Annotated in this window: 23 protein-coding genes and 1 pseudogene; 12 read left to right on the top strand and 12 right to left on the bottom strand. The window is 70.7% G+C overall.

Annotated features, from left to right (window positions below; translation table 11 throughout):
- The first annotated feature begins 41 nt into the window (after positions 1–41).
- Both AB5J49_RS41895 and AB5J49_RS41900 read left to right on the top strand, forming a co-directional pair.
- Positions 42–1,025, top strand: coding sequence for an aldo/keto reductase (locus AB5J49_RS41895; RefSeq protein WP_369174109.1), 984 nt, complete (start codon positions 42–44; stop codon positions 1,023–1,025).
- Positions 1,026–1,086: 61 nt separating this feature from the next.
- Positions 1,087–1,890: a DUF427 domain-containing protein gene (locus AB5J49_RS41900; RefSeq protein ID WP_369174110.1), complete on the top strand. Its 804-nt coding sequence runs from the start codon at positions 1,087–1,089 to the stop codon at positions 1,888–1,890.
- On the opposite strand, the gene AB5J49_RS41905 is transcribed toward AB5J49_RS41900, so the two are convergent.
- The 6 genes from AB5J49_RS41905 to iolC are packed head-to-tail and all read right to left on the bottom strand — an operon-like array spanning position 1,880 to position 8,925.
- Entirely contained in the window at positions 1,880–2,665 is a 786-nt protein-coding gene (locus AB5J49_RS41905) for a GntR family transcriptional regulator (protein WP_369174111.1), read from the bottom strand. The two genes, AB5J49_RS41900 and AB5J49_RS41905, sit on opposite strands and share 11 nt — an antisense overlap.
- A gap of 53 nt (positions 2,666–2,718) precedes the next feature.
- Positions 2,719–4,212 (bottom strand): CoA-acylating methylmalonate-semialdehyde dehydrogenase, encoded by a 1,494-nt coding sequence (locus AB5J49_RS41910; protein ID WP_369174112.1) that lies wholly within the window; start codon positions 4,210–4,212, stop codon positions 2,719–2,721.
- Between the two features lie 41 nt (positions 4,213–4,253).
- Positions 4,254–6,131 (bottom strand): 3D-(3,5/4)-trihydroxycyclohexane-1,2-dione acylhydrolase (decyclizing), encoded by a 1,878-nt coding sequence (gene iolD / locus AB5J49_RS41915; protein ID WP_369174113.1) that lies wholly within the window; start codon positions 6,129–6,131, stop codon positions 4,254–4,256.
- Positions 6,132–6,139: 8 nt separating this feature from the next.
- On the bottom strand, positions 6,140–7,027 hold the full coding sequence (iolB, locus tag AB5J49_RS41920; RefSeq protein WP_369174114.1) for a 5-deoxy-glucuronate isomerase: 888 nt from the start codon (positions 7,025–7,027) through the stop codon (positions 6,140–6,142).
- Between the two features lie 25 nt (positions 7,028–7,052).
- The gene (locus tag AB5J49_RS41925) at positions 7,053–7,931 is read right to left on the bottom strand and encodes a deoxyribose-phosphate aldolase (RefSeq protein WP_369174115.1); all 879 of its coding nucleotides are present in this window, start codon (positions 7,929–7,931) and stop codon (positions 7,053–7,055) included.
- A gap of 34 nt (positions 7,932–7,965) precedes the next feature.
- Positions 7,966–8,925 (bottom strand): 5-dehydro-2-deoxygluconokinase, encoded by a 960-nt coding sequence (gene iolC, locus AB5J49_RS41930; RefSeq protein ID WP_369174116.1) that lies wholly within the window; start codon positions 8,923–8,925, stop codon positions 7,966–7,968.
- A gap of 298 nt (positions 8,926–9,223) precedes the next feature.
- Between iolC and AB5J49_RS41935 the strand changes: the two genes are divergently transcribed.
- The 5 genes from AB5J49_RS41935 to AB5J49_RS41955 are packed head-to-tail and all read left to right on the top strand — an operon-like array spanning position 9,224 to position 14,189.
- A complete protein-coding gene (locus AB5J49_RS41935; protein ID WP_369174117.1) occupies positions 9,224–10,240 on the top strand; it encodes a sugar ABC transporter substrate-binding protein in 1,017 nt (338 codons plus the stop codon).
- A 5-nt stretch (positions 10,241–10,245) separates the two neighbouring features.
- Positions 10,246–11,319, top strand: a complete 1,074-nt coding sequence (locus tag AB5J49_RS41940) for an ABC transporter permease (protein WP_369174118.1) — start codon at positions 10,246–10,248, stop codon at positions 11,317–11,319.
- A 6-nt stretch (positions 11,320–11,325) separates the two neighbouring features.
- Entirely contained in the window at positions 11,326–12,234 is a 909-nt protein-coding gene (locus tag AB5J49_RS41945) for an ATP-binding cassette domain-containing protein (RefSeq protein WP_369174119.1), read from the top strand.
- A gap of 1 nt (position 12,235) precedes the next feature.
- On the top strand, positions 12,236–13,138 hold the full coding sequence (locus tag AB5J49_RS41950; protein WP_369174120.1) for a sugar phosphate isomerase/epimerase family protein: 903 nt from the start codon (positions 12,236–12,238) through the stop codon (positions 13,136–13,138).
- Positions 13,139–13,163: 25 nt separating this feature from the next.
- A complete protein-coding gene (locus AB5J49_RS41955; RefSeq protein ID WP_369174121.1) occupies positions 13,164–14,189 on the top strand; it encodes a Gfo/Idh/MocA family protein in 1,026 nt (341 codons plus the stop codon).
- A gap of 49 nt (positions 14,190–14,238) precedes the next feature.
- On the opposite strand, the gene AB5J49_RS41960 is transcribed toward AB5J49_RS41955, so the two are convergent.
- The 4 genes from AB5J49_RS41960 to AB5J49_RS41975 all read right to left on the bottom strand — a co-directional run bounded on the left by AB5J49_RS41960 (position 14,239) and on the right by AB5J49_RS41975 (position 18,330).
- The gene (locus AB5J49_RS41960; RefSeq protein ID WP_369174122.1) at positions 14,239–15,255 is read right to left on the bottom strand and encodes a Gfo/Idh/MocA family protein; all 1,017 of its coding nucleotides are present in this window, start codon (positions 15,253–15,255) and stop codon (positions 14,239–14,241) included.
- Positions 15,252–16,256: a Gfo/Idh/MocA family oxidoreductase gene (locus tag AB5J49_RS41965; RefSeq protein WP_369174123.1), complete on the bottom strand. Its 1,005-nt coding sequence runs from the start codon at positions 16,254–16,256 to the stop codon at positions 15,252–15,254. The genes AB5J49_RS41960 and AB5J49_RS41965 overlap by 4 nt, the downstream gene beginning before the upstream one ends.
- A 103-nt stretch (positions 16,257–16,359) precedes the next feature.
- Positions 16,360–17,136, bottom strand: coding sequence for an SDR family oxidoreductase (locus tag AB5J49_RS41970; protein WP_369174124.1), 777 nt, complete (start codon positions 17,134–17,136; stop codon positions 16,360–16,362).
- A gap of 27 nt (positions 17,137–17,163) precedes the next feature.
- Positions 17,164–18,330 (bottom strand): phytanoyl-CoA dioxygenase family protein, encoded by a 1,167-nt coding sequence (locus AB5J49_RS41975; protein ID WP_369174125.1) that lies wholly within the window; start codon positions 18,328–18,330, stop codon positions 17,164–17,166.
- 107 nt (positions 18,331–18,437) lie between these two features.
- On the opposite strand from AB5J49_RS41975, the gene AB5J49_RS41980 reads away from it, so the two are divergent.
- Together AB5J49_RS41980 and AB5J49_RS41985 are read left to right on the top strand one after the other, a co-directional pair.
- Complete coding sequence (locus AB5J49_RS41980; RefSeq protein ID WP_369174126.1) at positions 18,438–19,466, top strand: LacI family DNA-binding transcriptional regulator; 1,029 nt, start codon at positions 18,438–18,440, stop codon at positions 19,464–19,466.
- Between the two features lie 66 nt (positions 19,467–19,532).
- On the top strand, positions 19,533–20,138 hold the full coding sequence (locus tag AB5J49_RS41985) for a TMEM175 family protein (protein WP_369174127.1): 606 nt from the start codon (positions 19,533–19,535) through the stop codon (positions 20,136–20,138).
- Positions 20,139–20,147: 9 nt separating this feature from the next.
- Here the strand turns inward: AB5J49_RS41985 and AB5J49_RS41990 are convergent, their stop codons facing one another.
- Positions 20,148–21,305, bottom strand: coding sequence for a Gfo/Idh/MocA family protein (locus AB5J49_RS41990; protein ID WP_369174128.1), 1,158 nt, complete (start codon positions 21,303–21,305; stop codon positions 20,148–20,150).
- Positions 21,306–21,430: 125 nt separating this feature from the next.
- On the opposite strand from AB5J49_RS41990, the gene AB5J49_RS41995 reads away from it, so the two are divergent.
- Positions 21,431–22,435: a LacI family DNA-binding transcriptional regulator gene (locus AB5J49_RS41995; protein WP_369174129.1), complete on the top strand. Its 1,005-nt coding sequence runs from the start codon at positions 21,431–21,433 to the stop codon at positions 22,433–22,435.
- Here AB5J49_RS41995 and AB5J49_RS42000 read toward each other — a convergent pair.
- Complete coding sequence (locus AB5J49_RS42000) at positions 22,425–22,769, bottom strand: cupin domain-containing protein (protein WP_369174130.1); 345 nt, start codon at positions 22,767–22,769, stop codon at positions 22,425–22,427. The genes AB5J49_RS41995 and AB5J49_RS42000 overlap by 11 nt on opposite strands.
- A 122-nt stretch (positions 22,770–22,891) precedes the next feature.
- Between AB5J49_RS42000 and AB5J49_RS42005 the strand changes: the two genes are divergently transcribed.
- Together AB5J49_RS42005 and AB5J49_RS42010 are read left to right on the top strand one after the other, a co-directional pair.
- Positions 22,892–23,542: a GntR family transcriptional regulator gene (locus tag AB5J49_RS42005; RefSeq protein ID WP_369174131.1), complete on the top strand. Its 651-nt coding sequence runs from the start codon at positions 22,892–22,894 to the stop codon at positions 23,540–23,542.
- A gap of 70 nt (positions 23,543–23,612) precedes the next feature.
- Positions 23,613–24,401 (top strand): annotated as a pseudogene (locus AB5J49_RS42010) (PIG-L family deacetylase); the annotation flags it as partial.
- Positions 24,402–24,427: the final 26 nt, after the last annotated feature.

The following is a 24,427-nucleotide window of genomic DNA, read 5'->3' on the forward strand; positions in this document are numbered from 1 at the left end:
GTGGCCCAGATCGGGCGCACGAGCGGGAGGGGGACTCAGTCATGAAGTACCGCACCATCGGCACGGACCCGACGAACCGCCGTGAGGTCAGCGTCCTCGCGCTCGGCGCGATGCTGTTCGGCTCGCAGACCGACGAGGAGACCTCCTTCGCCGTACTCGACCGCTATGTCGAGGCCGGCGGGACCTTCATCGACACCTCCGACAACTACGCCTTCTGGATCGACGGCGGCCAGGGCGGACAGAGCGAGGAACTGCTCGGCCGGTGGCGCCGCAGCCGCGGCATCGGCGACGAGATCGTCATCGCCACCAAGCTCGGCGCCCGCCCGCTGGCCCCCGGCACCAGCTACGTAGACAACGCGGAGGGCCTGTCGGCGAAGGTGATCCGCGAGTCCGCCGAGCGCAGCCGCGACCGGCTCGGCGTGGCGAAGCTGGACCTGCTCTACGCCCACATCGAGGACCGGCAGGTCCCCCTCCAGGAGACCGTCGAGGGGTTCGCCGAGCTGGTGAGCGAGGGCACGGTCGGCCTCCTCGGCGTCAGCAACCACGCGGTCTGGCGGGTCGAGCGGGCCCGCGCCCTCGCCACCGCGGCCGGACTGCCCGGCTACGAGGTGTTCCAGTACGCCCACAGCCACCTGCGGCCCCGCACCGACGTCCCCGACCGCCTGTTCCCCGACGGCAGCCTCGGCCACGCGGGCCCCGACCTGCTCAGCTACCTGCGGGCCGAGTCCGGTCTCACCCTGGTCGCCTACTCGCCGCTGCTGAAGGGCGCCTACACCCACCCGGACCGGCTGCCCGCCGACTTCGACCACCCGGGCACCCCGACCCGACTGAAGGTGCTGCGCGAGGTGGCCCAGGAGACCGGGGCCACCGTCAACCAGGTCGTCCTGGCCTGGCAGATGGGTGCCGAGCTGCCGATCATCCCGTTGGTCGGCGCGTCGTCCGTGGCCCAGCTGGAGGAGAACCTGGCCGCCGTGGACCTGGAGCTGACCGCCGACCAACGGGCCCGGCTCGACGCGGCCCACTGACCACCCGGCCCACCGAAGGCTCCGGGAGTACGCTCCGAAGAGGAGCCGAAGGAGAGTGGCCATGCCTCTGTTCCCCAACGAGCGGTCCGTCCGTACGACCCCCGAAGGCCTCCTGTGGGAGCCCAGCGAGCGCTGGGTGCGCGGCCGCAAGGGTGACGTCACCGTCGTAGACAGCCGGCACCCCGTCCTGGTCTGGGAACCCGATCTGCCCGTGCCGTGCTACACGTTCCCGCGCAACGACGTCCGCACGGACCTCCTCCGCCCGGCCAAGGACCCGCCGACGGGCAAGCACACCGGGTCGCAGATCTTCTACGACCTCGACGTCGGCGCAGAGCCGGTGGAGAACGCGGCGTGGACCTTCCCCGCCGCCGACCTAGCCGGACACATCTCGTTCGAGTGGTTCCGGCGCTGGGGGACCGGCCTCGACCACTGGTACGAGGAGGAGGAAGAGATCTTCATCCACCCGCGCGACCCGCACAAACGGGTGGACGCCATGCCCAGCAGCCGCCACGTCCAGGTCGAGATCGGCGGCACCGTGGTCGCGGACACCCACCGCCCGGTGCTGCTGTTCGAGACCGGGCTGCCGACGCGGTACTACCTGCCCCGCGAGGACGTCCGGCTGGAGCTGTTCGAGCCCACCGACCACCGCACCGGCTGTCCGTACAAGGGCAGGGCGCAGTACTGGACCTGGCGCGGTGAGGGCGAGGTCCCGCGGAACATCCTGTGGAGTTACGCCGAGCCACTGCCGGCGGTGAGCCCGGTCAAGGGGCTCGTGGCCTTCTACAACGAGGCCGTCGATATCATCCTGGACGGCGAGAGCCTGCCGCGGCCGGTCACGCCGTTCACCGCGAGCCTCAAACCCTGACCAGCAGCTGGAAGTCGAACGCGTACCGGGACGCGCGGTAGATGTGCGTCCCGTACTCGACCGGCCGGCCCGTGTCGTCGTAGGCCGTGCGCTGCATGGTCAGCAGCGCGGCGCCCTCCTTCTCGTCGAGGCGTTCGGCCTCCTCGGCGGTGGCGCAGCGGGCGCCGACGGTCTGGCGGGCGCTGTGCAGGGTGATGCCGGCGGCCCGCATCATCCGGTACAGGCCGGTCGACTCCAGCCGAGCGGTGTCGAGGTCGAGCAGGCTCGCGGGCAGGTAGTTGCAGAGGATGGCCACGGGCTGGCCGTGCGTGCGGCGCAGCCGCTCCAGCAGCGTGACCTCGCTGCCCTCCGCGACGCCGAGCGCGGCCGCGACGTCGGCGGTCGCCGGGACGCGCTCGTTGCGGACGACCTGAGTGGTCGGGCCCTGCCCGGCCGCCTCCAGGTCGTCGTAGAGGCTGCTGAGCTCCAGCGGGCGCTTGACCTGGCTGTGCACCACCTGGGTGCCCACCCCGCGCCGCCGGACCAGCAGCCCCTTGTCGACGAGCGACTGGATGGCCTGCCGGACGGTGGGCCGGGACAGGCCCAGCCGCACCGACAGGTCGACCTCGTTGCCCAGGAGGTTGCCCGGGGCGAGCGCCCCGTGCTCGATCGCCGCCTCCAGCTGCTGGGCGAGCTGGTAGTACAGCGGCACCGGACTGCCCCGGTCCAGGGCGAAGTCCAGCGAGTCGAGCGCGGAGGCGGACGCGGCACGTGCGGAGCCGCGGGTCTTCGCCATGGGTCCCTCCCTTGGGTGGTTCCTCTACGGGTGGCAGGCCCGGTGAGGGTGTGTCAGGAGTTGCTGGGGAAACCGAGGTTGATACCACCGTCGGAGGGGTCCGGCCAGCGCGTCGTGATCACCTTCCCCTGGGTGTAGAAGGCGATGCCGTCGTTGCCGTAGATGTGCAGGTCACCGAAGAGCGAGTCCTTCCAGCCACCGAAGGAGTGGTAGCCGACCGGCACCGGGATCGGCACGTTCACGCCGACCATGCCCGCCTTGACCTCCAGCTGGAAGCGTCGGGCGGCGCCGCCGTCCCGGGTGAAGATCGCGGTGCCGTTGCCCCAACGGGAGTCGTTGATGAGCTTGATGGCCTCTTCGTACGTCTGCGCGCGGACCACCGCCAGCACCGGGCCGAAGATCTCGTCCCGGTACGCGTCCGCCGTCAGCGGCACCCGGTCCAGCAGCGAGACACCGAGGAAGAAGCCGTCCTCGTGGCCCTCCACCGAGTAACCGGTGCCGTCCACGACGACCTCGGCGCCCTGCTCGGCGGCGCTCGCGACGTACGAGGCGACCTTGTCGCGGTGCTCGCGGGTGATCAGCGGGCCCATCTCGGACGCGGGGTCGTTGCCGGGGCCGATTCGCAGGTTCTTCGCGCGCTCGGCGATCTTGCCGACCAGTTCGTCGCCCGTGTCGCCGACCGCGACCACGACGGACACCGCCATGCAGCGCTCGCCCGCCGAGCCGTACGCGGCGTTGATGGCCTGGTCGGCGGCGAAGTCCAGGTCGGCGTCGGGCAGGACCAGCATGTGGTTCTTGGCGCCGCCCAGGGCCTGCACGCGCTTGCCGTGCTCAACTGCCTTGAGCTGGATGTACTTCGCGATCGGGGTCGAGCCGACGAAGGAGACCGCCTCGATGTCCGGGTGTTCCAGGAGCCGGTCCACGGCCACCTTGTCGCCCTGCACGACGTTCAGCACTCCGTCCGGCAGCCCGGCCTCGGAGGCCAGCTCGGCGAGCCGGTACGACGCCGACGGGTCCTTCTCGCTCGGCTTCAGCACGAAGGTGTTGCCGCACGCGATGGCCAGCGGGAACATCCACATCGGCACCATGGCCGGGAAGTTGAACGGCGTGATGCCCGCGACCACGCCCAGCGGCTGCCGGATCGAGGCCACGTCCACCCGGCTGGACACCTGCGTCGACAGCTCGCCCTTCAGCTGCACGGAGATCCCGCAGGCCAGCTCCACGATCTCCAGTCCGCGCGCCACCTCACCGAGGGCGTCGGAGTGCACCTTGCCGTGCTCGGCGGTGATCAGCTCGGCGATCTCGTCGCGGTGCGCGTCGAGCAGCTCCCGGTACTTGAACAGGATCGCCGTGCGCTTGGCCAGGGAGGACTCCCCCCAGCTCTCGAACGCTGCCTTGGCGGAGGCGACGGCGGCGTCCACCTCGTCGACGGTCGCGAAGGCGACCTGCTTCTCCTGGGCGCCGGTGGCCGGGTTGTAGACGGGGGCGAAGCGGCCGGAGCCGCCCTCCACGGGCTTGCCGTCGATCCAGTGGGTGATGGTCTTCATGGTGCGAAAGGGCCTTTCGAGTGCGGGCGAGTGCGGGGAGTTCAGAGGTGGCGGCGGCGGTCGGTGACGTGTTGGTCGTACCGTTCGCGGGCTTCGACGGCGGCCTCGCGCGAGGCGACCTCGGCCACGGGCACGTCCCACCAGGCCTCGGCGCCCGGCGCGGTCGGGTTGGTGATGTCGGTCTCGACGTACACGCACGTCGGCCGCTCGGAGGCACGCGCCGCGGCCAGTGCCTCGCGCAGCTCGCCCACCGTCTTGGCGCGCAGCACGTCCATGCCGAGGCTGGCCGCGTTGGCGGCGAGGTCGACCGGGAGCGGGGCGCCGCTGAAGGTGCCGTCGGCGGCCCGGTAGCGGTAGTCGGTGCCGAAGCGCTCGCCGCCGACCTCGTTCGACAGCCCGCCGATCGAGGCGTAGCCGTGGTTCTGGATCAGGACGATGTTGACCGGCAGCCCCTCCTGGACGGCGGTCACGATCTCGGTCGGCATCATCAGATAGGTGCCGTCGCCGACCAGCGACCACACGGCCGTGTCCGGGGCGGCCTGCTGGACGCCGATCCCGGCCGGGATCTCGTAGCCCATGCAGGAGTAGCCGTACTCCAGGTGGTACTGGCGCGGCGAGCGGGACCGCCACAGCTTGTGCAGGTCGCCCGGGAGTGAACCGGCCGCGTTGATCACCACGTCGTCGTCGCCGACGACCGCGTCCAGCGCGCCCAGCACCTGGGTCTGCGTCGGGACGGCGCTCTCGTCGTCGGCACGGTAGGCGGCCTCGACCACCGCGTCCCAACGCTCCTTGCCGGCGCCGTACTCGGCCTCGTACGCCGCGTCCACCCGGTGGCCGGAAAGCGCCTCCGTGAGGGCCGTGAGCCCGGCCCGCGCGTCGCAGACCAGCGTCCGCGCGGCCAGCTTGTGCGCGTCGAAGCCGGTGATGTTGAGGTTCAGGAAGCGCACGTCCGGGTTCTGGAAGAGCGTGCCGGAGGCGGTGGTGAAGTCGGTGTATCGCGTGCCCACGCCGATCACCAGGTCGGCCGCGCGGGCGATGTCGTCGCTGACCGAGGTGCCGGTGTGTCCGATGCCGCCGAGGTCGGCGGGGTGGTCGTGGCGCAGCGAGCCCTTGCCGGCCTGGGTCGAGGCGACCGGGATGCCGGTGGCCTCGACGAAGGCCTTCAGCGCGGGCTCGGCCTCGCTGTGGTGGACGCCGCCGCCCGCGACGATCAGCGGACGCTCGGCGGCCCGGATCGCCTCGACGGCCGCCGTCAGCTCGACCGGGTCGGGCGCGGGGCGCCGTACGTACCAGACGCGGTCGGCGAAGAACTCCTGAGGCCAGTCGTACGCCTCCGCCTGGACGTCCTGCGGGAGCGCCAGCGTGACCGCGCCGGTCTCGGCCGGGTCGGCGAGCACACGCATGGCGTTCAGCGCGGACGGGATCAGGGCCTCGGGGCGGGTGATCCGGTCGAAGTACTTCGACACCGGGCGCAGGGTGTCGTTGACCGACACGTCCGCCTCGGTCGGGTGCTCCAGCTGCTGGAGCAGCGGGTCGGGGGCGTGTGAGGCGAAGTAGTCGCCGGGGAGGAGGAGGACGGGCAGGCGGTTGATCGTGGCCAGGGCGGCACCGGTGACGAGGTTCGTCGCGCCCGGACCGATCGACGTGGTCACCGCCTGCGCGGAGAGGCGGCCCAGCTGACGGGCGTAGCCGACGGCCGCGTGCACCATGGACTGCTCGTTGCGGCCCTGGTGGTACGGCATGACGTCCTCGCCCGCCTGGACGAGGGCCTGGCCGATGCCGGCCACGTTGCCGTGGCCGAAGATGCCCCAGGTGCCGGCGATCAGCCGGTGCCGTACGCCGTCGCGCTCGGTGTACTGGGCGGACAGGAACCGCACCAGCGCCTGGGCGACGGTCAGGCGGACGGTGGACTGGCTCATCGGGGACCTCACTGAGATGGAGCGGTGTAGAGGGGCAGACGGGGGTCGACGGGCTGGTCCGGCCAGGTGCCGCGGACCCAGGCGTGGTCGGGGTGGTCGCAGATCAGCCAGGCGCGGTCGGCCTCGGGGCCGGCCATGACGTTGAGGTAGTACATGTGGTGCCCCGGCACGGCCATGGAGGGCCCGTGCCAGCCGTCGGGGATCAGTACGACGTCGCCGCCGCGGACCTCCGCCAGGACGTCGGTGTTGCGACCGTGTCCGGACGGGGAGACACGCTGGTAGCCGAGGCCGGGGGTGCCCTCGTGGTCGGCGAACTCGAAGTAGTAGATCTCTTCCAGCACCGACTCCTCGCCGGGCCGGTGCTCGTCGTGCTTGTGCGGCGGGAAGGACGACCAGTTGCCGCCCGGGGTGATGACCTCGACCGCGATGAGCTTGTCGCACTCGAAGACGCCTGCCGCGCCGAAGTTGTTCACCTGGCGGGAGGAGTTGCCCGTGCCGCGCAGCTCCACCGGCACCGACGAGGCCGGCCCGTACCGGGCGGGCAGGCGCCGGGAGCAGCGCGCGCCGGTCAGCGCGAACCGTCCGCCGCCGGTGGACGAGACGGTCGTACGGGCATCGCGCGGCACGTACGCGAAGTCGCTCACGCCGCTGAACACGCTCTCACGGCCGGTGAGCCGGAACTCGTCGTGGCCGAAGTCGTCGGCGCTGTCGACCGTGCAGCCGCCGCTCAGCGGCAGGACGATCCACTCGCTGTCGCCGGTGTCGAAGCTGTGCGAGCCGCCGGGTGGCAGCTCCAGGATCCGCAGGCTGGAGTAGCCCCAGCCGGCCTTCTCGGGCGTGACGTCCACGACGTACGGGCCGCCGAGCGCCTTTCCCGCGGGAAGGTGATAGGTCATCGTGTTCTCCGCCTCACAATCCGGGTCACAACAGGCCGACGGCCGTGTCCACCGCCGTCTCCACGCTGCCCTCGGCCGGGTAGAGCAGCGAGCGGCCGACGACCATGCCCTGCACGGTGGGGAGCCTGAGCGCCTTGCGCCAGCGCTCGTACGCCCCCTCCTGGTCGTCCCCGACCTCACCGCCGAGGAGGACGACGGGCAGCGTGGACGTATCGAGAACTTCGGCCATGTCGTCGGGGTCATGGGTAACGGGCAGTTTCAGCCAGGTGTACGCCGAGGTGCCGCCGAGGCCCGACGCGATGGCGATCGACTTGATGACGGCCTCGGCGGACAGGTCGTTGCGCACCTGGCCGTCGATCCGCCGGGAGATGAACGGCTCGACGAACAGCGGGAGTTGCCGCGCGGCCATGTCGTCGATGGCGCGGGCCGTGGTCTCCAGGGTGGTCAGTGAGCCGGCGTCCTCGTAGTCGATGCGCACCAGCAGCTTGCCCGCGTCGAAGCGCAGCCGGGCGATGTCCTCGGCGCGGTGGCCGGTGAAACGGTCGTCCATCTCGAAGGACGCCCCGGCCAGGCCGCCGCGGTTCATGGAGCCCATGACAACCTTGTCGTCGAGGACGCCGAGGAGCAGCAGGTCCTCAAGGATGTCGGCGGTGGCCAGCACCCCGTCGACGCCGGGCCGCGACAGCGCGATGCAGAGACGTTCCAGCAGATCGGCTCTGTTGGCCATGGCCAGGCGCCGGTCGCCGACGCCCAGGGCGCCGCGCGCCGGATGGTCGGCTGCCACGATCATCATCCGGCCGCTGTCGCCGATCAGCGGGCGGCGCACCCGGCGGGCGGCGGCTTCCGCGATCGCCTCGGGGTGCCGGGCTCTGACCGCGGTGAGGTCGGGGATGGTCATGCTCAAGGGAAGCTCCGTTCAGGGATGGCTCGGTCGGCCGTCACGACGCCTGCGCGAGGAGGCTCACGACCTCGGACTCGGTGGGCATCGCGGAGGAGCAGGCGAGGCGGGAGGCGACGAGGGCGCCGGCGGCGTTGGCGTACCGCATGGTGGTGGCCAGTTCCCAGCCGGACAGCAGCCCGTGGACCAGCGAGCCGCCGAAGGCGTCGCCGGCGCCGAGGCCGTTGACCACCTCGACCGGCACCGGCGGCACCTCGGCCTCGGTGCCGTCGCGGTGCACCGCCAGCACGCCCTTGGGGCCCTGCTTGACCACCGCCAGTTCGACGCCGGCCTCCAGCAGCGCCTCGGCGCAGGCGCGCGGTTCGCGCACGCCGGTGGCGATCTCGCACTCGTCGAGGTTGCCGACCGCGACGGTGACGTGCCGCAGTGCCTCGGCGTAGTACGGGCGGGCCTCTTCGGGGTCCCGCCAGAACATGGGCCGCCAGTCGAGGTCAAAGACCGTCGTGCCCGCCTTGTCGCGCGCCTTGAGGGCGGCCAGGGTGGCCGAGCGGCTCGGTTCCTCGCTCAGCCCGGTGCCGGTGATCCAGAAGACGCGGGCCGATCGGATGGCCCAGTAGTCCAGCTCGTCGGAATGTATCTCCAGGTCAGGGGCCTTAGGCTGCCGGTAGAAGTACAGCGGGAAGTCGTCCGGCGGGAAGATCTCGCAGAACGTCACCGGCGTCGGGTACGCCGCGACGGGCGTCACCCAGCGGTCGTCGACGCCGAAGTCCTTGAGGGCCTCGTGCAGGTAGGCGCCGAACGGGTCGTCGCCGGTGCGGGTGATCACGGCGGTGGTACGACCGAGCCGAGCGGCGGCGACCGCGACGTTCGCGGCGGAGCCTCCGAGGAATTTGCCGAACGTCTCCACCTGCGTCAGAGGTAGCCCAGACTGCAGGGGGTAGAGATCGACTCCTATCCTTCCCATCGTGATCAAGTCGAAGGACTTGGCTGACTCGGCCATGCGCGACGCTCCTACAGCTGGACAGGGGGTGCGGGTCCCATCGGGCCTGCCGCCTCCCAGGTGTATGGCGTGGAGGCCGACGCTGTCAATACTTTGTACTTACATTCGGACCTGAGTGTGAAATGATGTCTTAACAAAGTATTGACAGCGGGCGCATCCAGGGATTGGATCCCTTCCCAGCGAACCCGCAGTGTTCTGCGGCACACGACCCGGACTTCCCAAGGGCCCGGGCCACGGATCCAGTGATCATCCCTTTCCCCCCGTCGCACACCCCGTCGCACAGTGAGGTGCTGGAAAGATGGACCGCTACTACCCCCGCTCCCGCAAGCTGGCCCCTATGGTGGCCATGGCTGCCGCGGCTGCGCTGACCCTCGCAGGCTGCTCCAGCAGCTCCGGTGGCAAGCAGGCCGAGGAGGGTGGGGAGAACGCTTCCGCGGGCAAGGCCACCACTCCCCGTATGACCGTCGCCCTGGTCACGCACCAGTCGGCCGGTGACACCTTCTGGGACATCGTCCGCAAGGGAGCCGAGGTCGCTGCCGCCAAGGACAACGTCAAGCTGATCTACTCGAACGACCCGAACGCCGGCAACCAGGCCAACCTGGTCCAGAACGCGATCGACCAGAAGGTCGACGGCATCGCGATCACCCTCGCCAAGCCCGACGCCATGAAGGACGTCGTCAGCAAGGCGAAGGCCGCCGGCATACCCGTGGTCGGCCTCAACTCCGGTGTGAGCGAGTGGCAGAAGCTCGGCCTGATGGAGTTCTTCGGCCAGGACGAGACCGTCGCGGGCGAGGCGCTCGGCAAGCGCCTGAACGAGGCCGGCGCCAAGAAGGCCGTCTGTGTCATCCAGGAGCAGGGCAACATCGGCCTGGAGCAGCGCTGTGCGGGTGTGAAGAAGACCTTCGAGGGTGACGTCGAGAACCTGAACGTCAACGGCACCGACATGCCGTCCGTGAAGTCGACGATCACCGCGAAGCTCAAGACGGACAGCGACATCGACTACGTCGTCGCCCTCGGCGCCCCGTACGCGCTGACGGCCGCGCAGTCCGTCGACGAGTCGGGCAGCAAGGCGAAGGTCGCCACGTTCGACCTCAACAACCAGCTGACCGGCGCGATCAAGAAGGGCGACATCGAGTTCGCCGTCGACCAGCAGCCCTACCTCCAGGGCTACCTGGCGATCGACTCCCTGTGGCTCTACAAGAACAACGGCAACTACATGGGCGGCGGCGAGGCACCGGTGCTGACCGGACCTGCCTTCGTCGACAAGACGAATGTCGAGACGATCGACAAGTTCGCCGCGAAGGGCACTCGGTGACGAACATGACCCAACAGGCTGAGCCGGCGGTGACCTCACCGCCGGCCCCCGGCCCCGGCAAGGAATCCGACGGGCGGACCCAGCAGCGGCCCTTGGCGCTGCGTCTCCTCGCCCGTCCCGAGGTGGGCGTCTTCCTCGGCGCCGTCGCGGTGCTGATCTTCTTCCTCATCACGGCTCCGGCCGTGCGTGACGGCAGCTCGATGGCGAATATCCTGTACCAGTCGTCGACCATCGGGATCATGGCCCTGCCGGTCGCGCTGCTGATGATCGGCGGCGAGTTCGACCTGTCCGCCGGTGTCGCCGTGATCACCTCGGCGTTGACGGCCAGCATGACGGCCTACCAGCTGAGCATGAACGTCTGGGTCGGCGTGATCGTCGCCCTGATCGTGTCGCTGGCGATCGGTCTGTTCAACGGCTGGCTGCTGGTCAAGACCGGGCTGCCGAGCTTCCTGGTCACCCTGGGTACGTTCCTGATCCTCCAGGGCGTGAACCTCGCGGTGACCAAGCTGATCACCGACAACGTCGCCACCGACGACATCAGCAACATGGACGGCTTCGACCAGGCCAAGGCGGTCTTCGCCTCGTCCTTCGACGTCGGCGGTGTGCAGGTGAAGGTCACCGTGGTGTGGTGGCTGGTCTTCGCCGCCATCGCCACCTGGGTCCTGTTGCGCACCAAGTACGGCAACTGGATCTTCGCCGTCGGCGGCAACCAGGGCAGCGCCCGCGCGGTCGGTGTGCCGGTGACCTTCACGAAGATCTCGCTGTTCATGCTGGTCGGCTTCGGTGCCTGGTTCGTCGGTATGCACCAGCTGTTCTCGTTCAACACGGTGCAGTCCGGCGAGGGTGTGGGTCAGGAGCTCATCTACATCGCCGCGGCGGTGATCGGTGGCTGTCTGCTGACCGGCGGCGCCGGCAGTGCGATCGGCCCGGTCTTCGGTGCCTTCATGTTCGGCATGGTGCAGCAGGGCATCGTCTACGCCGGCTGGAACCCCGACTGGTTCAAGGCCTTCCTCGGCGTGATGCTCCTCGGCGCAGTCCTCATCAATCTGTGGGTCCAGCGCACGGCGACCAGGAGGTGACCTGAAATGACCACCGAAAAGACCGGCACTCACGGTGCCGTCCTTCAGGACAAGGCCCCGGAGAAGGACGCCCCGATCGTCGAACTGCGCGGAGCGGGCAAGTCCTACGGCAACATCCGTGCCCTGCACGGCGTCGACCTGAAGGTGTTCCCCAGCCAGGTGACCTGCGTCCTGGGCGACAACGGCGCGGGCAAGTCCACCCTCATCAAGATCATCTCGGGGCTGCACCAGCACACCGAGGGCGAGTTCCTCGTCGACAACGACCCGGTGCGCTTCTCCACCCCGCGTGAGGCCCTCGACCGCGGTATCGCCACCGTCTACCAGGACCTTGCCGTGGTCCCGCTGATGCCGGTGTGGCGCAACTTCTTCCTCGGCTCGGAGATGACCAAGGGCCCCTGGCCCATCCGCCGTCTCGACATCGAGAAGATGAAGAAGACGGCCGACGAAGAGCTGCGCAACATGGGCATCGTCCTCGACGACCTCGAGCAGCCCATCGGCACCCTGTCGGGGGGCCAGCGCCAGTGCGTGGCGATCGCCCGCGCCGTCTACTTCGGCGCCCGGGTGCTGATCCTGGACGAGCCCACCGCCGCCCTCGGCGTCAAGCAGTCCGGTGTGGTGCTGAAGTACATCGCCGCCGCCCGTGAGAAGGGCCTGGGCGTCATCTTCATCACCCACAACCCGCACCACGCCTACATGGTCGGCGACCACTTCAGCGTCCTGCGCCTGGGCACCATGGAGCTCAGCGCCTCCCGTGCCGAGGTCAGCCTCGAAGAGCTGACCAACCACATGGCCGGCGGCACCGAACTCGCCGCGCTCAAGCACGAGTTGAGCCAGGTCCGCGGCGTCGACGTCGAGGAACTCCCCGAAGCGGGAGACCTCACCGCAACCGTGGCGTCCTCGGAAGGGAAGTCCTGACATGCCCCCTGTGCTGGACCGCATCCGGGTCGGCTCGGCCCCGGACTCCTGGGGCGTCTGGTTCCCCGACGACCCCGTGCAGGTGCCCTGGGAACGCTTCCTCGACGAGGTCGCCGAGGCCGGCTACCCCTGGATCGAGCTGGGCCCGTACGGCTATCTGCCGACCGACCCGGCCCGCCTCACCGACGAGGTGAACAAGCGCGACCTCAAGGTGTCGGCAGGCACGGTCTTCACCGGCCTGCACCGCGGCCCCTCCGTCTGGGAGTCCACCTGGGCGCACGTCAGCCAGGTCGCCGCGCTCACCCAGGCCATGGGGGCGAAGCACCTGGTCGTCATCCCCTCCTTCTGGCGGGACGACAAGACCGCCGAGATCCTGGAGCCGCCGGAGCTCACCGGCGAGCAGTGGGCCCACCTGACCAAGGGCATGGAGCGGCTCGGGCACGAGGTGAAGGAGGCGTACGGTCTCGACATCGTCGTGCACCCGCACGCCGACACCCACATCGACACCGAGGCCCACGTCGAGCGCTTCCTCGACTCGACCGACTCCGACCTGGTCAACCTCTGCCTGGACACCGGTCACTACGCCTACTGCGGCGGGGACAGCGTCAAGCTGATCGAGACCTACGGCGAGCGCATCGGCTATCTGCACCTCAAGCAGGTGGACCCGGAGATCCTCGCGGACGTGGTGAAGAACGAGATCCCGTTCGGACCCGCGGTCCAGCGCGGTGTGATGTGCGAACCCCCGGCCGGTGTACCGGAGTTGGGGCCCGTCCTGGAGGCCGCGCAGAAGCTGAACGTGGACCTGTTCGCGATCGTCGAGCAGGACATGTACCCGTGCGAGCCGGACAAGCCGCTGCCCATCGCGGTCCGTACCCGCAAGTTCCTGAGGTCCTGCGGCGCCTGACGACCCGAAAGGACGGCCGATCACCATGACCCAGCGTCCGCACACGCTCGGAGTCGCAGTCATCGGTACCGGAAAGATGGGTGCGGACCATGTGCGCCGCATCCAGGAGGTCACCAGCGGGGCACGGGTGACCGCCGTCGTGGACGTCGACGCGGAGCGCGCCAAATCGGTCGCGGCCCGCGTCGACGGCTGCACCGCCCACACCGACCCGGCCGCCGCGATGGCGGCGGGCGACGTCGACGCGGTGATCGTCGCCTCGCCGGGCCCCGCCCACGAGGCGGCGCTCCTCACCGCCTTCGAGCACGACCTGCCGGTGCTGTGCGAGAAGCCCCTCACCCCCGACGCGGCCTCCGCGCTGCGGGTTCTGGAGGCCGAGCAGAAGCTCGGTCACCGCCGCGTCCAGGTGGGGTTCATGCGGCGCTACGACGCCGAGTACATGAAGCTCAAGTCCCTGCTGGAGACAGGCCAGTTGGGCCGTCCCCTGATGCTGCACAACCGGCACCGCAATGTCGCCAGCCCGCCCGGCTGGACGTCCGAGATGCTCATCAACGACTCCGTGACGCACGAGATGGACGTGACCCGCTGGCTGCTCGGCCACGAGATCACGGCCGTCACCGTGCTGACCCCGACGCCCTCCGACAACGCGCCGGACGGCATCCGCGACCCGCAGTTCGTGGTCTTCGAGACGGACGGCGGCGCGATCGTCGACGTCGAGATCTACGTCAACTGCGGCTTCGGCTACCAGGTCCAGGCCGAGGTCGTCTGCGAACGCGGCACCGCCCGCGTCGGCGACGGCCACGCCCTGGTCACCAACGCGGCCGGCCGCTGGGGCGGCATCATCGCCCAGGACTACATCGAGCGGTTCGCCGACGCCTACGACCGTGAGGTCCAGGCCTGGGTGGACGCCACCCGGCGCGGCGAGGTCACCGGGCCCACCGTGTGGGACGGGTACACCGTGGCCGCGGTGTGCGAGGCGGGCGTACGGGCGTTGGAGGAGGGCGGCCGGGTCCCGGTGGATCTGGTCGACCGGCCGGCGCTGTACCAGGGCTGACAAGAACGGTCGGGCGCCGGGGAACTCCCCGGCGCCCGACCGTTTTCCTTCAGAGCGCGGTACGCGGCCGCGGCTCGAAGCCCGCCGCGCGGTAGGACTCGTCGATCAGCGACATCGTCGCCAGGGCGTCGTCCGCGTCCAGCGCGAGCGGAGCGTCCCGGCGTATGTGCGCGGCGAACGCCTCCAGCTGGTAGGTGTACGACGAGCGCGTGCCCAGCCGCTCCGTCCGCTCCCCGTCCGCCGTACGCACCACGACCCGGTCGTCGCGGTGCGGCAGCACGAAGTTCGGCGCGAACGCCTCACCCCGGGAGCCGACGATCCGGCAGCTCATCTCCAGTTCGCCGTACGCCATGTGGCAGCGCGCCGACGCGGTCGCCCCGCCGGGGAACTCCAGGTCGGCGTCCAGCCACTCGTCGACGCCCGGCGCACCCGCACGCTCCCCGCCCCGCGCGGAAACGAGACGCGGCGCACCGCCCGCCCAGGGCGCGAGCATCCGCACCGCGTGCAGGCTGTAGCAGCCGAGGTCCATCACGGCGCCGCCCGCGAGCGTCAGCGACCAGCGCGGGTCCGAGTCGTCCGGCGCCGGGATCGCGACCAGCGTCTCCACCCGCTGCAGCTCGCCGAGTTCACCGCTCTCCAAGATCTCGTGCAGGCGTCGGGTGACCGGGTGGAAGAGGTAGTGGAACGCCTCCATGAAGACCGTCCCGGCCTTGGCCGCCGCCTGAAGCACCTCGGCGGCCTCCTCGGCGTTGCTCGCCGAGGGCTTCTCCGACAGCACATGCTTGCCGGCCGCAAGGGCGGCGAGGTTCCACGGCCCGTGCAGGCCGTTGGCGAGCGGGTTGTAGACGACCTCGACCTCGGGATCGGCGAGCAGGTCGGCGTAGGAGTCCACCACCCGCTCCACGTCGTGCTCGTCGGCGAACGCCTCGGCGCGGGACCGGTCGCGCGCGGCCACCGCCACGAGGCGGTGGCCGGTCGTCCGGGCCGGGCCGACGAGGGAGAGTTCGGTGATGCGTGCCGCGCCCAGTACCCCGATGCGCAGCGGTTCCCGGCCCGAGTCGCTCATGCCTGCCGTACCTCCTCGATCGTCACCGGACGGTGCTCGTGCAGCGACAGTGTGCACGCGTCGGCGATCCAGCCGGCCTCCAGCGCGTCCTCGATCGTGCACGGCGAGGGCCGGGTACCCGCCACGACCTCGGTGAACGCGGTGAGTTCGGCGCGGTAGGCCGCGGTGAAGCGGTCCATGAAGAAGTCGTGCGGGGTGCCCGCCGGGAAGGTCACGCCGGGCTCGACCGAGCGCAGCGGCAGCTTGTCCTCCAGGCCGACGGCGATGGAGTCCGTGAAGCCGTGGATCTCCATGCGGACGTCGTAACCCCGGGCGTTGTGGCGGGAGTTGGAGACCACCGCGATCGTGCCGTCGTCCAGCGTGAGGATCGCGCCGGTGGTGTCGGCGTCGCCCGCCTCCTTGATGTAGTCGGCGCCCTTGTTGCCGCCGACCGCGTACACCTCGGTCACCTCGCGGCCGGTCACCCAGCGGATGATGTCGAAGTCGTGCACCGAGCAGTCCCGGAAGATGCCACCGGAGGCGGCGATGTACCCGGCCGGCGGCGGCGCCGGGTCCAGGGTGGTCGAGCGGACCGTGTGCAGCTTGCCGAGCTCGCCGCTCTGCACGGCGGCGCGGGCGTTGACGAAACCGGTGTCGAAGCGGCGGTTGTAGCCGATCTGGATCGGCACGCCCTTGCCCTGGACGGCCTTCAGCACCTCGACACCCTCGGCCATGGTCCTGGCGACGGGCTTCTCGCAGAAGACCGGGATGCCGGCCTCGACGCCCGCCAGGATCAGCGCCGGGTGGGCGTCGGTCGCGGCCGCCACGACGATGCCGTCCACGCCGGCCGCCAGCAGGGCCTCGGGTGAGTCCACGACCTCGGCGCCGAACCGCTCCGCGGCGGCCTTGGCGGCGTCCGCGAACGGGTCGGTGACGACGAGGGAGTCGACCGCGTCGAGTCCGGAGAGGGTCTCGGCGTGGAAGGCGCCGATGCGGCCGAGGCCGAGGATTCCGATGCGCATGAGCTCTGCTGCTTTCCTGGTGTGTGGTTGCTGTTCGTTGCCGGGGCTCCGCCCCGGACCCGGTCGCCCTTCGGGCTCGTCCTCAATCGCCGGACGGGCTGGTTCAGTCCAGGCCGCCCAAGACGTTCTGGTCCCAGTCGATCACCGAGCCGGTGACCACCCCGGAGCGGTCCGAGAGCAGGAAGACCACGAAGTCGGCGATCTCGTCCGGCTGGCCCAGCTTGCCCATCGGCAGCTTGGCGGCAGCCTGCTCGCGCCAGTCGTCGGCGGCCCCGTGGAAGGTCTTCTGCGTGGCGTCCTCGCCCTCGGTCGCCGTCCAGCCGATGTTCAGGCCGTTGATCCGGATCCGGTCCCAGCGGTGCGCGTGCGCGGCGTTGCGGGTCAGCCCGATCAGGCCGGCCTTGGCGGAGACGTACGGTGCGAGGAACGGCTGCCCGCCGTGCGCCGAGGACGTGATGATGTTGACGATGGTGCCGGGATCCCCCCGCGCGACCATGTCCGAGACGGCGGCCTGCATCGCGAAGAACGGCGCCTTGAGGTTGATCGCGATGTGCTGGTCGAACAGCTCGGGCGTGGTGTCGAGCAGCGTGCCCCGGGAGGTCAGCCCCGCCGAGTTGACCAGGCAGTCGATCCGCCCGTACGCGTCGACGACCTCGGCGACGGACGCCTTCGCCTGCTCGGCGTCCGCGAGGTCGGCCCGTACGAACATGGCCTTGCCCCCGTCGGCGGTCAGCTCGGCCACCAGCGCCTCACCGGGCTCGGTGCGCCGCCCCGTGACGGCCACGACCGCCCCCGCGCGGACGGCCGCCCGCGCGATCGCCGCGCCGACGCCCTGACTGCCGCCGTTGACGAGGACGACCTTGTCGTCGAGAAGTCCCATGTCTTTTCCTGGTCCTTTCAGCTCTGGTCAGCTCTGACGCCGCTCGGCGCCGGCCCGCAGCTCTTCTCGCAGCGCCTCGGGAGTCCATCCCTCGCGCAGCGCGCGCCGTACGACGTCCGCCTGCGAGGGCGGGGCCAGGCCGGCCACCGGCGGATCGCTGTCGAGGTTCGTGGGGAAGGGGTAGCCCTCGGCGCTCGCGGCGATCACGTTCGCCAGCCAGGCCTCGTCCGCACCCTCGCCGCGGCGCTCGACCAGCACGGGGAACACCGCGTTCGCCACCGCCTCGCGGTCCACCGTCTCCATCGCCCGACCGAACGCCGAGGACACCTGCAGGAGGTTCGCCATGCGCCGGATGTCCGCCGAGCGGTTGGTGCCTGCCGCGTGGAACAGCGCCGGGTTGAAGAAGGCCGCGTCGCCCTTGGCTAGGGGGAGCTGGACGTGGTGCGCCTCGAAGTGGGCCTGGAAGTCCGGCAGCCGCCACGCCAGATAGCCCGGCTCGTACGTCTGCGAGTACGGCAGGTACATCGTCGGTCCGGACTCGACGGGCATGTCGCAGTGCGCGACGGCGCCCTGGAGGGTGAGCACGGGGGAGAGGCGGTGGACGTGGGCCGGGTACGCGGCCGCCACGTCGTTCGACAGGAACCCAAGGTGGTAGTCGCGGTGCACGGACTGGGCCGCGCCGCCCGGGTTGACCACGTTGACCTGCGAGGTCACCTGATAGCCGGGGCCGAGCCAGGCGGTGGAGACCAGAGCCAGGATGTCGTTGGCGTAGTAGTCGGCGAACGCCTCGGCGTCGTACAGCGCCGCCTTCTCCAGCGCGTTCCAGACCCGGTCGTTCGCGCCGGGCTTGGCGAAGTGGTCACCCGCGTCGGCGCCGGACGCGCGCTGCTCGGCGATCAGGGCGTCGAAGACCTCGGTGAGCCGGTCGACGACACCCGGGTCCGGGAAGGCGCCCTGGAAGACCACGATGCCGGGCCCCTCGGTGAGGGCGCGCACCAGCTCGGCCCGGACCTCCCGGCGGTCCCCGGCCCGAAGCAGCCGCTCACTGTCGTAGCGCAGGACGTCGCGCTCCACGGAGGCGGCGTACGGGTAGTCGGCGAGGTCGGTCGTCCGCTCGACGAGAGCGCGGAAGGAGTCGAGGTCGCAGTCCTGCTCGGACAGCCAGGCACGGCGGTGTACGGAGGTGAAGGACATCGGTGTCCTCTCGGTGACAGAAGCGACTCAGCGCTGTCATTCTTGTCATGACAATCCCCTCGAACAACCAGCAGGCGACCATCAAAAACCCCTCAAGGAGCCGTCGCATGGGTCACCCCTTCCCGATCCGGGAGATCGCACGTCAGGCGGGTCTGAGCGAGGCCACGGTGGACCGGGTCCTGAACGGCCGGGGAGGGGTGCGCGAGAGCACCGCGCGGGAGGTCCAGCAGGCGATAGCCGACCTGGACCGGCAGCGCACCCAGGTACGGCTGCTGGGCCGTACCTTCATGATCGACATGGTGGTGCAGGCGCCCGAGCGGTTCACCACCGCCGTACGCGCCGCCCTGGAGGCGGAGCTGCCGTCCCTGCACCCGGCCGTCGTGCGCTCACGCTTCCACTTCCGCGAGACGGGGCCGGTGCCGGAGCTGAGCCGGACGCTGGACCGCATCGCCCGGCGCGGCTCGCAGGGCGTGATCCTCAAGGCCCCGGACGTCCCCGAGGTCACCGCCGCCGTCACCCGGCTCGTGGCGGCGGACATCCCGGTGGTGACCCTGGTGACCGACCTGCCCTCCACCGCCCGCCTCGCCTACGTCGGCATCGACAACCGGGCCGCCGGCGCCACCGCCGCGTACCTGATGGGGCAGTGGCTGGGGGAGCGGCCCGGCAATGTGCTGACCAGCCTCAGCAGCGGCTTCTTCCGCAACGAGGAGGAGCGCGAGATGGGCTTCCGCAGCGCCATGCGCGCCCTCCACCCCGACCGCACGCTGGTCGAGATCGCCGAGGGGCAGGGCCTGGACGCCACCCAGTACGACCTGGTGCGGGCCGCGCTGGAACGCGACCCGGACATCCGTGCCGTCTACTCGATCGGCGGCGGGAACATCGCCACCCTGCGGGCCTTCGAGGAACTGGGCCGGCAGTGCGCGGTGTTCGTCGCGCACGACCTCGACCACGACAACACCCGGCTGCTGCGCGAACACCGCCTGTCCGCCGTACTCCACCACGATCTGCGCCACGACATGCGCGAGGCCTGCCACATCGTGATGCGGGCGCACGGCGCGCTGCCGCCCGCGGGACCCACGCTGCCGTCGGCGATCCAGGTGGTGACGCCGTACAACATGCCCACGCCCATCCGGTGACGGTCGGGGCCCTCGCCCTGGCGTGTATCCCCGCTCGGCAGGTCCCGGCTCCCTACCGTCGTGCGCATGTGGAAATCGAACCCGGACGGCGGCCCCGAGCGGTTGGTGGCGCTCGCCGACGGCGTGTTCGCCATCGCGATCACCCTGCTCGTCCTGGATCTCTATGTGCCGCGCGGACTGGACACGCAGGAGTACCACGAGGCGCTGCGCGAGCTGCTCCCCGACCTCGGCGCCTACGCGCTCAGCGTGGCGGTGCTGGGCGGCTTCTGGCGCGACCACCGCAGGATCTTCCGCTCCGTACGGCAGGTCGACGGACAGGTCATGGCGCTGTCCCTGCTCGGCCTGGGCGCCGCCGCGCTGCTGCCCTTCCCCACCAGGCTGGTCTCCGAGTACGGCGCGGAACCCGCCTCGGTCGCGATCTACGCCGCGGCGGTCGCGGCCCTCGGCGCCGCCCACCTCGCACTGGTCGCCGTCCTGGCCGGGCGCCCGTGGCTGCGCGGCGACTTCACTCCCGCGGGCGGCTTCCGGCTCTACGCCCTCGACCTCGCCGTGACGGTGGTCGTGTTCCTCCTCACCATCCCGCTGACGCTGGTGGCCGGGGCCGACGCCGCGTTGTGGTGGCTCGTCCTGATCCCGGTCAAGGTCACCCTCGGCCGACGCGCCCGCCGCTGACCCTCCCCGCTACGCGTCCACGTCCACCCAGGCGCCGTTCCGCGCCGACCGCACCATCGCGTCCAGTACGGCGGCGCTGCGCACGGCGTCGGCCGGCGTGGCCCCGTGCGGGGTGCCCTCGGCGACCGAGCGCAGGAAGCGGTACGCCTCGACGACCTTCAGGTCGTCGTAGCCCATGGCGTTCGCCGCGCCCGGCTGGAAGGCGCCGAACTCGCCGTCGCCCGGGCCGACGTACACCGTGCTGACCGGCTGGTCCTGGTAGGTGGTGCCGCGGCTGACGCCCAGCTCGTTCATCCGGCGGAAGTCCCAGAAGACCGCGCCCTTGGTGCCGTGCACCTCGAAGCCGTAGTTGTTCTGCTCGCCGACCGAGACCCGGCAGGCCTCCAGGACGCCGCGCGCGCCCGAGGCGAAGCGCAGCAGGCAGTTGACGTAGTCCTCGTTCTCGACGGGGCCGAGCTCGCCGCCGGTGGCGCGGGCGTGGCCGGCGGTGGCGCCGGTGGGGCGGGCCCGCTCGGGGATGAACACGGCCGTGTCGGCGGTCAGCGACGCGATGTCACCGAGCAGGTACCGGGCCAGGTCCGCGCCGTGCGAGGCGAGGTCGCCCAGCACGCCGCTGCCGCCGCGCTCCTTCTCGTAGCGCCAGGTCAGGGCACCCTCGGGGTGAGCCGCGTAGTCGCTGAAGAGGCGGAGGCGCACATGGGTGACCGTGCCGATCTCGCCGGCGGCGATGAGCGCGCCGGCCGCCTCGACGGCGGGCGCGTTGCGGTAGTTGAAGCCGACCGCGCCCTGGACGCCGGCCTTGGCGACGGCGTCGGCGACCGCCCGGGCGTCCGCGACCGTCAGGCCCACCGGCTTCTCGATCCAGATGTGCTTGCCGGCCTCGGCCATCGCCACACCGATCTCGCGGTGCAGAAAGTTCGGGGCGGTGATGCTCACGGCCCGCACGCGCGGATCGGCGGCCACCTCGCGCCAGTCGCGGGTCGTCGAGGCGAACCCGAACTGGGCTGCGGCCTCCTCGGCCCGGCCCGGCACGTCCTCGGCGACGACCACGAGCTCCGGCCGCACCGCCAGCTGCGGGTAGTGGTGCGGGACGCGGGCGTAAGCCTGGGTGTGCACCCGGCCCATCCAGCCGAATCCGACAACGGCGACGCCAAGCGTGTCCACCATGACTGGGAGCCCCTCTTTGGACCGTTCCAACTTCTTCCCGCCCACCTTGAGGGCCGGTCTTCGCGGGTGTCAACCCCTCCCTGGCCCTTTGACAACGCAATGGCGCCCATGGAACGGTCCATGCCATGAGACCGCCGACGATCCGCGACGTGGCCGACCGGGCCGGCGTCTCCAAGTCGCTGGTCTCGCTGGTGCTGCGCGGCTCCGACCAGGTGCGGCCGGAGAAGCGGGACGCCGTCCTGCGTGCCGTACGCGAACTCGGCTACCGCCCCAACGCCGCAGCGCGCAGCCTCAGCGAGCAGCGCACCCGCACGGTCGGCGTCCTCCTGAACGACCTGCGCAACCCGTGGTTCGTCGACATGCTCGACGGCCTCAACTCGCTCCTGCACGACAACGGCCTGCACATGCTGCTCGCCGACGCCCGCCTCAACCGCCGCACCGGCCAGGATCCCGCCGGCCCCTTCCTCGATCTGCGGGTCGACGGCCTGGTCGTGGTGGGCACCCTCCCCGACCCGGCCGCGCTCGAAGCGGTGGCCGCGCGGATCCCGGTCGTGGTGGCCGGTGCCCGCGAGCCGGTTCCGGCCGGCGTCGACGTGGTGGCGGGCGACGACGAACAGGGCGCCCGTCTGGTCGCCGAGCACCTCATCGGCCTCGGGCACCGGCGCATCGCGCACATCGCGGGATACGGCGCGGTGGGCGAGCTGCGCCGACGGAGCTTCGAGGCGACGATGCGGGAGCACGGCCTCGTGGACGAGGCGGTCGTCGAGCCCAGCGACATGACCGAGGAGGGCGGCTACCGCACCACCGTCCGCCTGCTCAGCCGCCCAAAGCGGCCCACGGCCGTCTTCGCCGTCAACGACATCGCCGCCATCGGCGCGCTCTCCGCGGCCGAGGAACTGGGGCTGCGCGTCCCGCGCGACCTGTCGATCGTCGGCTACGACAACACGAGCATTGCCCGCCTGCGCCACGTGTGGCTCACCACGGTCGACAACACCAGCCACGAGGTCGGCCGCCGCGCGGCCCGCTGCCTCCTGGAGCGCTTCGAGGGCGCCGGAGGGCACGGACGGATCCAACTCGCCACACCGGCCCTGGAGATCCGAGGCTCGACGGCGGCCCCGCTCACAGACTGATCGCGTACGCCTTGCGCAGCGTCTCGTGCACCGTCCACGTCGTACGGTCGCCCTCGCGCAGTACGGCCATGTCCCCGGGCCCCACCTTCAGCGTCGGCCCGCCCTCGACCTCGACGGTGGCCGACCCGCTGATCACGACGAACAGCTCGTCGGCCTCGGTGTCGGTGACCACGCCGGGCGTGATCTGCCAGATGCCCCGCACCTGACGCCCGTCCGCCGACTCCCAGACGACCTTTCCGGTCACCTCGGGTGTTCCGGAGACGATCTGCTCCGGGGCGAGCGGCTCGGGTTCGAGCTCGGCGTCGGGGATGTGCAGTACGAAGCTGTGCGTCATGCGGCGACCCTAGCCCGCGCTCCGCGCTCCGTCCGACCCTGCGCTCAATATGGCAGACAAAATTGTTGACAATTATGTTTGGCTAGATTTACGTTCGACAGGCACTCACTCAGGGAGGGCACATGCCGAACGAAGCCCGTCCGGGCACCGGGGAGCAGGCCAAACAGCGCGCGCTCGCGCAGCTGCGGCAGGCGATCCTGCACGGCGAGATGGCACCGGCGCAGCGGTTGGTGGAGAACGAACTCGCCGAGCAGTTCGGGGTGACACGGGCCAGCATCCGCGCCGCACTGATCGATCTGGAGGCTCAGGGCCTGGTCGAGCGGATCCGCAACCGCGGTTCACGGGTGCGGGTGGTGAGCGTGGAGGAAGCGGTCGCCATCACCGAGTGCCGCATGGTCCTGGAGGCGCTCTGCGCGGCCAAGGCCGCCGTCGCGGCCGACGACGAGCAGCTGACGCTGCTGGCGGACCTGGGCACGGCGATGACCAAGGCCGTGGCCGACGGCGAGCCGATGACCTACTCCGAGCTCAACCAGGAACTGCACGCCAGGATCCGGGAGTTCTCCGGCCAGCGGACGGCCGTGGAACTGCTGGAGCGGCTCAACGCACAACTGGTGCGCCACCGCTTCCAGTTGGCGCTGCGGCCGGGACGCCCGCAGCACTCCCTGAGCGAGCATCTTGCCATGATCGAGGCGATCACGGCCAGGGACCCGCAGGCGGCCGAGGCTGCCGTCCGCGCCCACCTCACCAGCGTGATCAAGGCGCTGCGCGACTGATCCGTACGAGTCGCTGCGCGGCTGAGTCGCAGGGGGCGGGCGCACACCTGTCACTCAAGGAGAACCTGTAATGACGCATGCCGATGCGCCCTCCCCCACTCCCGGCTTCGCTCGAGCGGGGGGACCCCCATCGCCACCACGCTCCACCCTCGTGATCACCGCGCATGCCGGGGACTTCGTGTGGCGGGCGGGCGGAGCCATCGCACTGGCCGCTTCCCGGGGCGAGAAGGTCACCATCGCCTGCCTGACCTACGGCGAGCGCGGCGAGTCCGCCAAGGCCTGGCGCGAGGGCAAGAAGCTGGAGGAGATCAAAGCGATACGCCGGGACGAGGCCGAGCGTGCCGCCGCCACCCTAGGCGCCGAGGTCCGCTTCTTCGACGCCGGCGACTACCCGCTGATCGCCACCGACGAGCTGACCGACCAGCTCGTCCCCGTCTACCGCGAGACCCAGCCCGACCTGGGCGCCCGGCCCACCGAGCAGATCCAGCTCGACTCCGGGAAGATCGCGGCCCGTTGACTGACCTTCACCGACAAGTCGTACGACGTCGTCTACACCTCGGACTGGACCGGTTCCGCCGGCCGGCTGCACCACATCGCCTTCGCGACCGACAGCCGCGAGGACATCCTGCGCGCCGCCGACCTCGCCATCGACAGCGGCGTGTTCATCGAGACGGGCCCCCACAAGCACGCCATCCAGCAGACGTTCTTCCTGTACGTCTACGAGCCCGGCGGCAACCGCATCGAGCTGTGCAACCCGCTCACCCGACTCGTGCTGGCCCCCGACTGGCCGCTGATCACCTGGACCGAGGACGAGCGGGCCAAGGGGCAGGCGTGGGGTCTGAAGACGATCGAGTCCTTTGAGATTGTTGACAAAACTGTTGACTC

Source organism: Streptomyces sp. R28, from assembly GCF_041052385.1.
In the GTDB taxonomy this organism is placed as follows: domain Bacteria; phylum Actinomycetota; class Actinomycetes; order Streptomycetales; family Streptomycetaceae; genus Streptomyces.

Bases quoted from the DNA above. Each gene is read 5' to 3' on its own strand.
- AB5J49_RS41900 (WP_369174110.1), top strand. From the start codon at position 1,087: ATGCCTCTGTTCCCCAACGAGCGGTCCGTCCGTACGACCCCCGAAGGC.
- AB5J49_RS41905 (WP_369174111.1), bottom strand. From the start codon at position 2,665: ATGGCGAAGACCCGCGGCTCCGCACGTGCCGCGTCCGCCTCCGCGCTC.
- AB5J49_RS42005 (WP_369174131.1), top strand. From the start codon at position 22,892: ATGCCGAACGAAGCCCGTCCGGGCACCGGGGAGCAGGCCAAACAGCGC.
- AB5J49_RS41910 (WP_369174112.1), bottom strand. From the start codon at position 4,212: ATGAAGACCATCACCCACTGGATCGACGGCAAGCCCGTGGAGGGCGGC.
- AB5J49_RS42000 (WP_369174130.1), bottom strand. From the start codon at position 22,769: ATGACGCACAGCTTCGTACTGCACATCCCCGACGCCGAGCTCGAACCC.
- AB5J49_RS41980 (WP_369174126.1), top strand. From the start codon at position 18,438: ATGGGTCACCCCTTCCCGATCCGGGAGATCGCACGTCAGGCGGGTCTG.
- AB5J49_RS41985 (WP_369174127.1), top strand. From the start codon at position 19,533: ATGTGGAAATCGAACCCGGACGGCGGCCCCGAGCGGTTGGTGGCGCTC.
- AB5J49_RS41945 (WP_369174119.1), top strand. From the start codon at position 11,326: ATGACCACCGAAAAGACCGGCACTCACGGTGCCGTCCTTCAGGACAAG.
- AB5J49_RS41995 (WP_369174129.1), top strand. From the start codon at position 21,431: ATGAGACCGCCGACGATCCGCGACGTGGCCGACCGGGCCGGCGTCTCC.
- AB5J49_RS41965 (WP_369174123.1), bottom strand. From the start codon at position 16,256: ATGCGCATCGGAATCCTCGGCCTCGGCCGCATCGGCGCCTTCCACGCC.
- AB5J49_RS41935 (WP_369174117.1), top strand. From the start codon at position 9,224: ATGGACCGCTACTACCCCCGCTCCCGCAAGCTGGCCCCTATGGTGGCC.
- AB5J49_RS41895 (WP_369174109.1), top strand. From the start codon at position 42: ATGAAGTACCGCACCATCGGCACGGACCCGACGAACCGCCGTGAGGTC.
- AB5J49_RS41990 (WP_369174128.1), bottom strand. From the start codon at position 21,305: ATGGTGGACACGCTTGGCGTCGCCGTTGTCGGATTCGGCTGGATGGGC.
- AB5J49_RS41960 (WP_369174122.1), bottom strand. From the start codon at position 15,255: ATGAGCGACTCGGGCCGGGAACCGCTGCGCATCGGGGTACTGGGCGCG.
- iolC (WP_369174116.1), bottom strand. From the start codon at position 8,925: ATGGCCGAGTCAGCCAAGTCCTTCGACTTGATCACGATGGGAAGGATA.
- AB5J49_RS41970 (WP_369174124.1), bottom strand. From the start codon at position 17,136: ATGGGACTTCTCGACGACAAGGTCGTCCTCGTCAACGGCGGCAGTCAG.
- AB5J49_RS41975 (WP_369174125.1), bottom strand. From the start codon at position 18,330: ATGTCCTTCACCTCCGTACACCGCCGTGCCTGGCTGTCCGAGCAGGAC.
- iolD (WP_369174113.1), bottom strand. From the start codon at position 6,131: ATGAGCCAGTCCACCGTCCGCCTGACCGTCGCCCAGGCGCTGGTGCGG.
- iolB (WP_369174114.1), bottom strand. From the start codon at position 7,027: ATGACCTATCACCTTCCCGCGGGAAAGGCGCTCGGCGGCCCGTACGTC.
- AB5J49_RS41950 (WP_369174120.1), top strand. From the start codon at position 12,236: ATGCCCCCTGTGCTGGACCGCATCCGGGTCGGCTCGGCCCCGGACTCC.
- AB5J49_RS41940 (WP_369174118.1), top strand. From the start codon at position 10,246: ATGACCCAACAGGCTGAGCCGGCGGTGACCTCACCGCCGGCCCCCGGC.
- AB5J49_RS41955 (WP_369174121.1), top strand. From the start codon at position 13,164: ATGACCCAGCGTCCGCACACGCTCGGAGTCGCAGTCATCGGTACCGGA.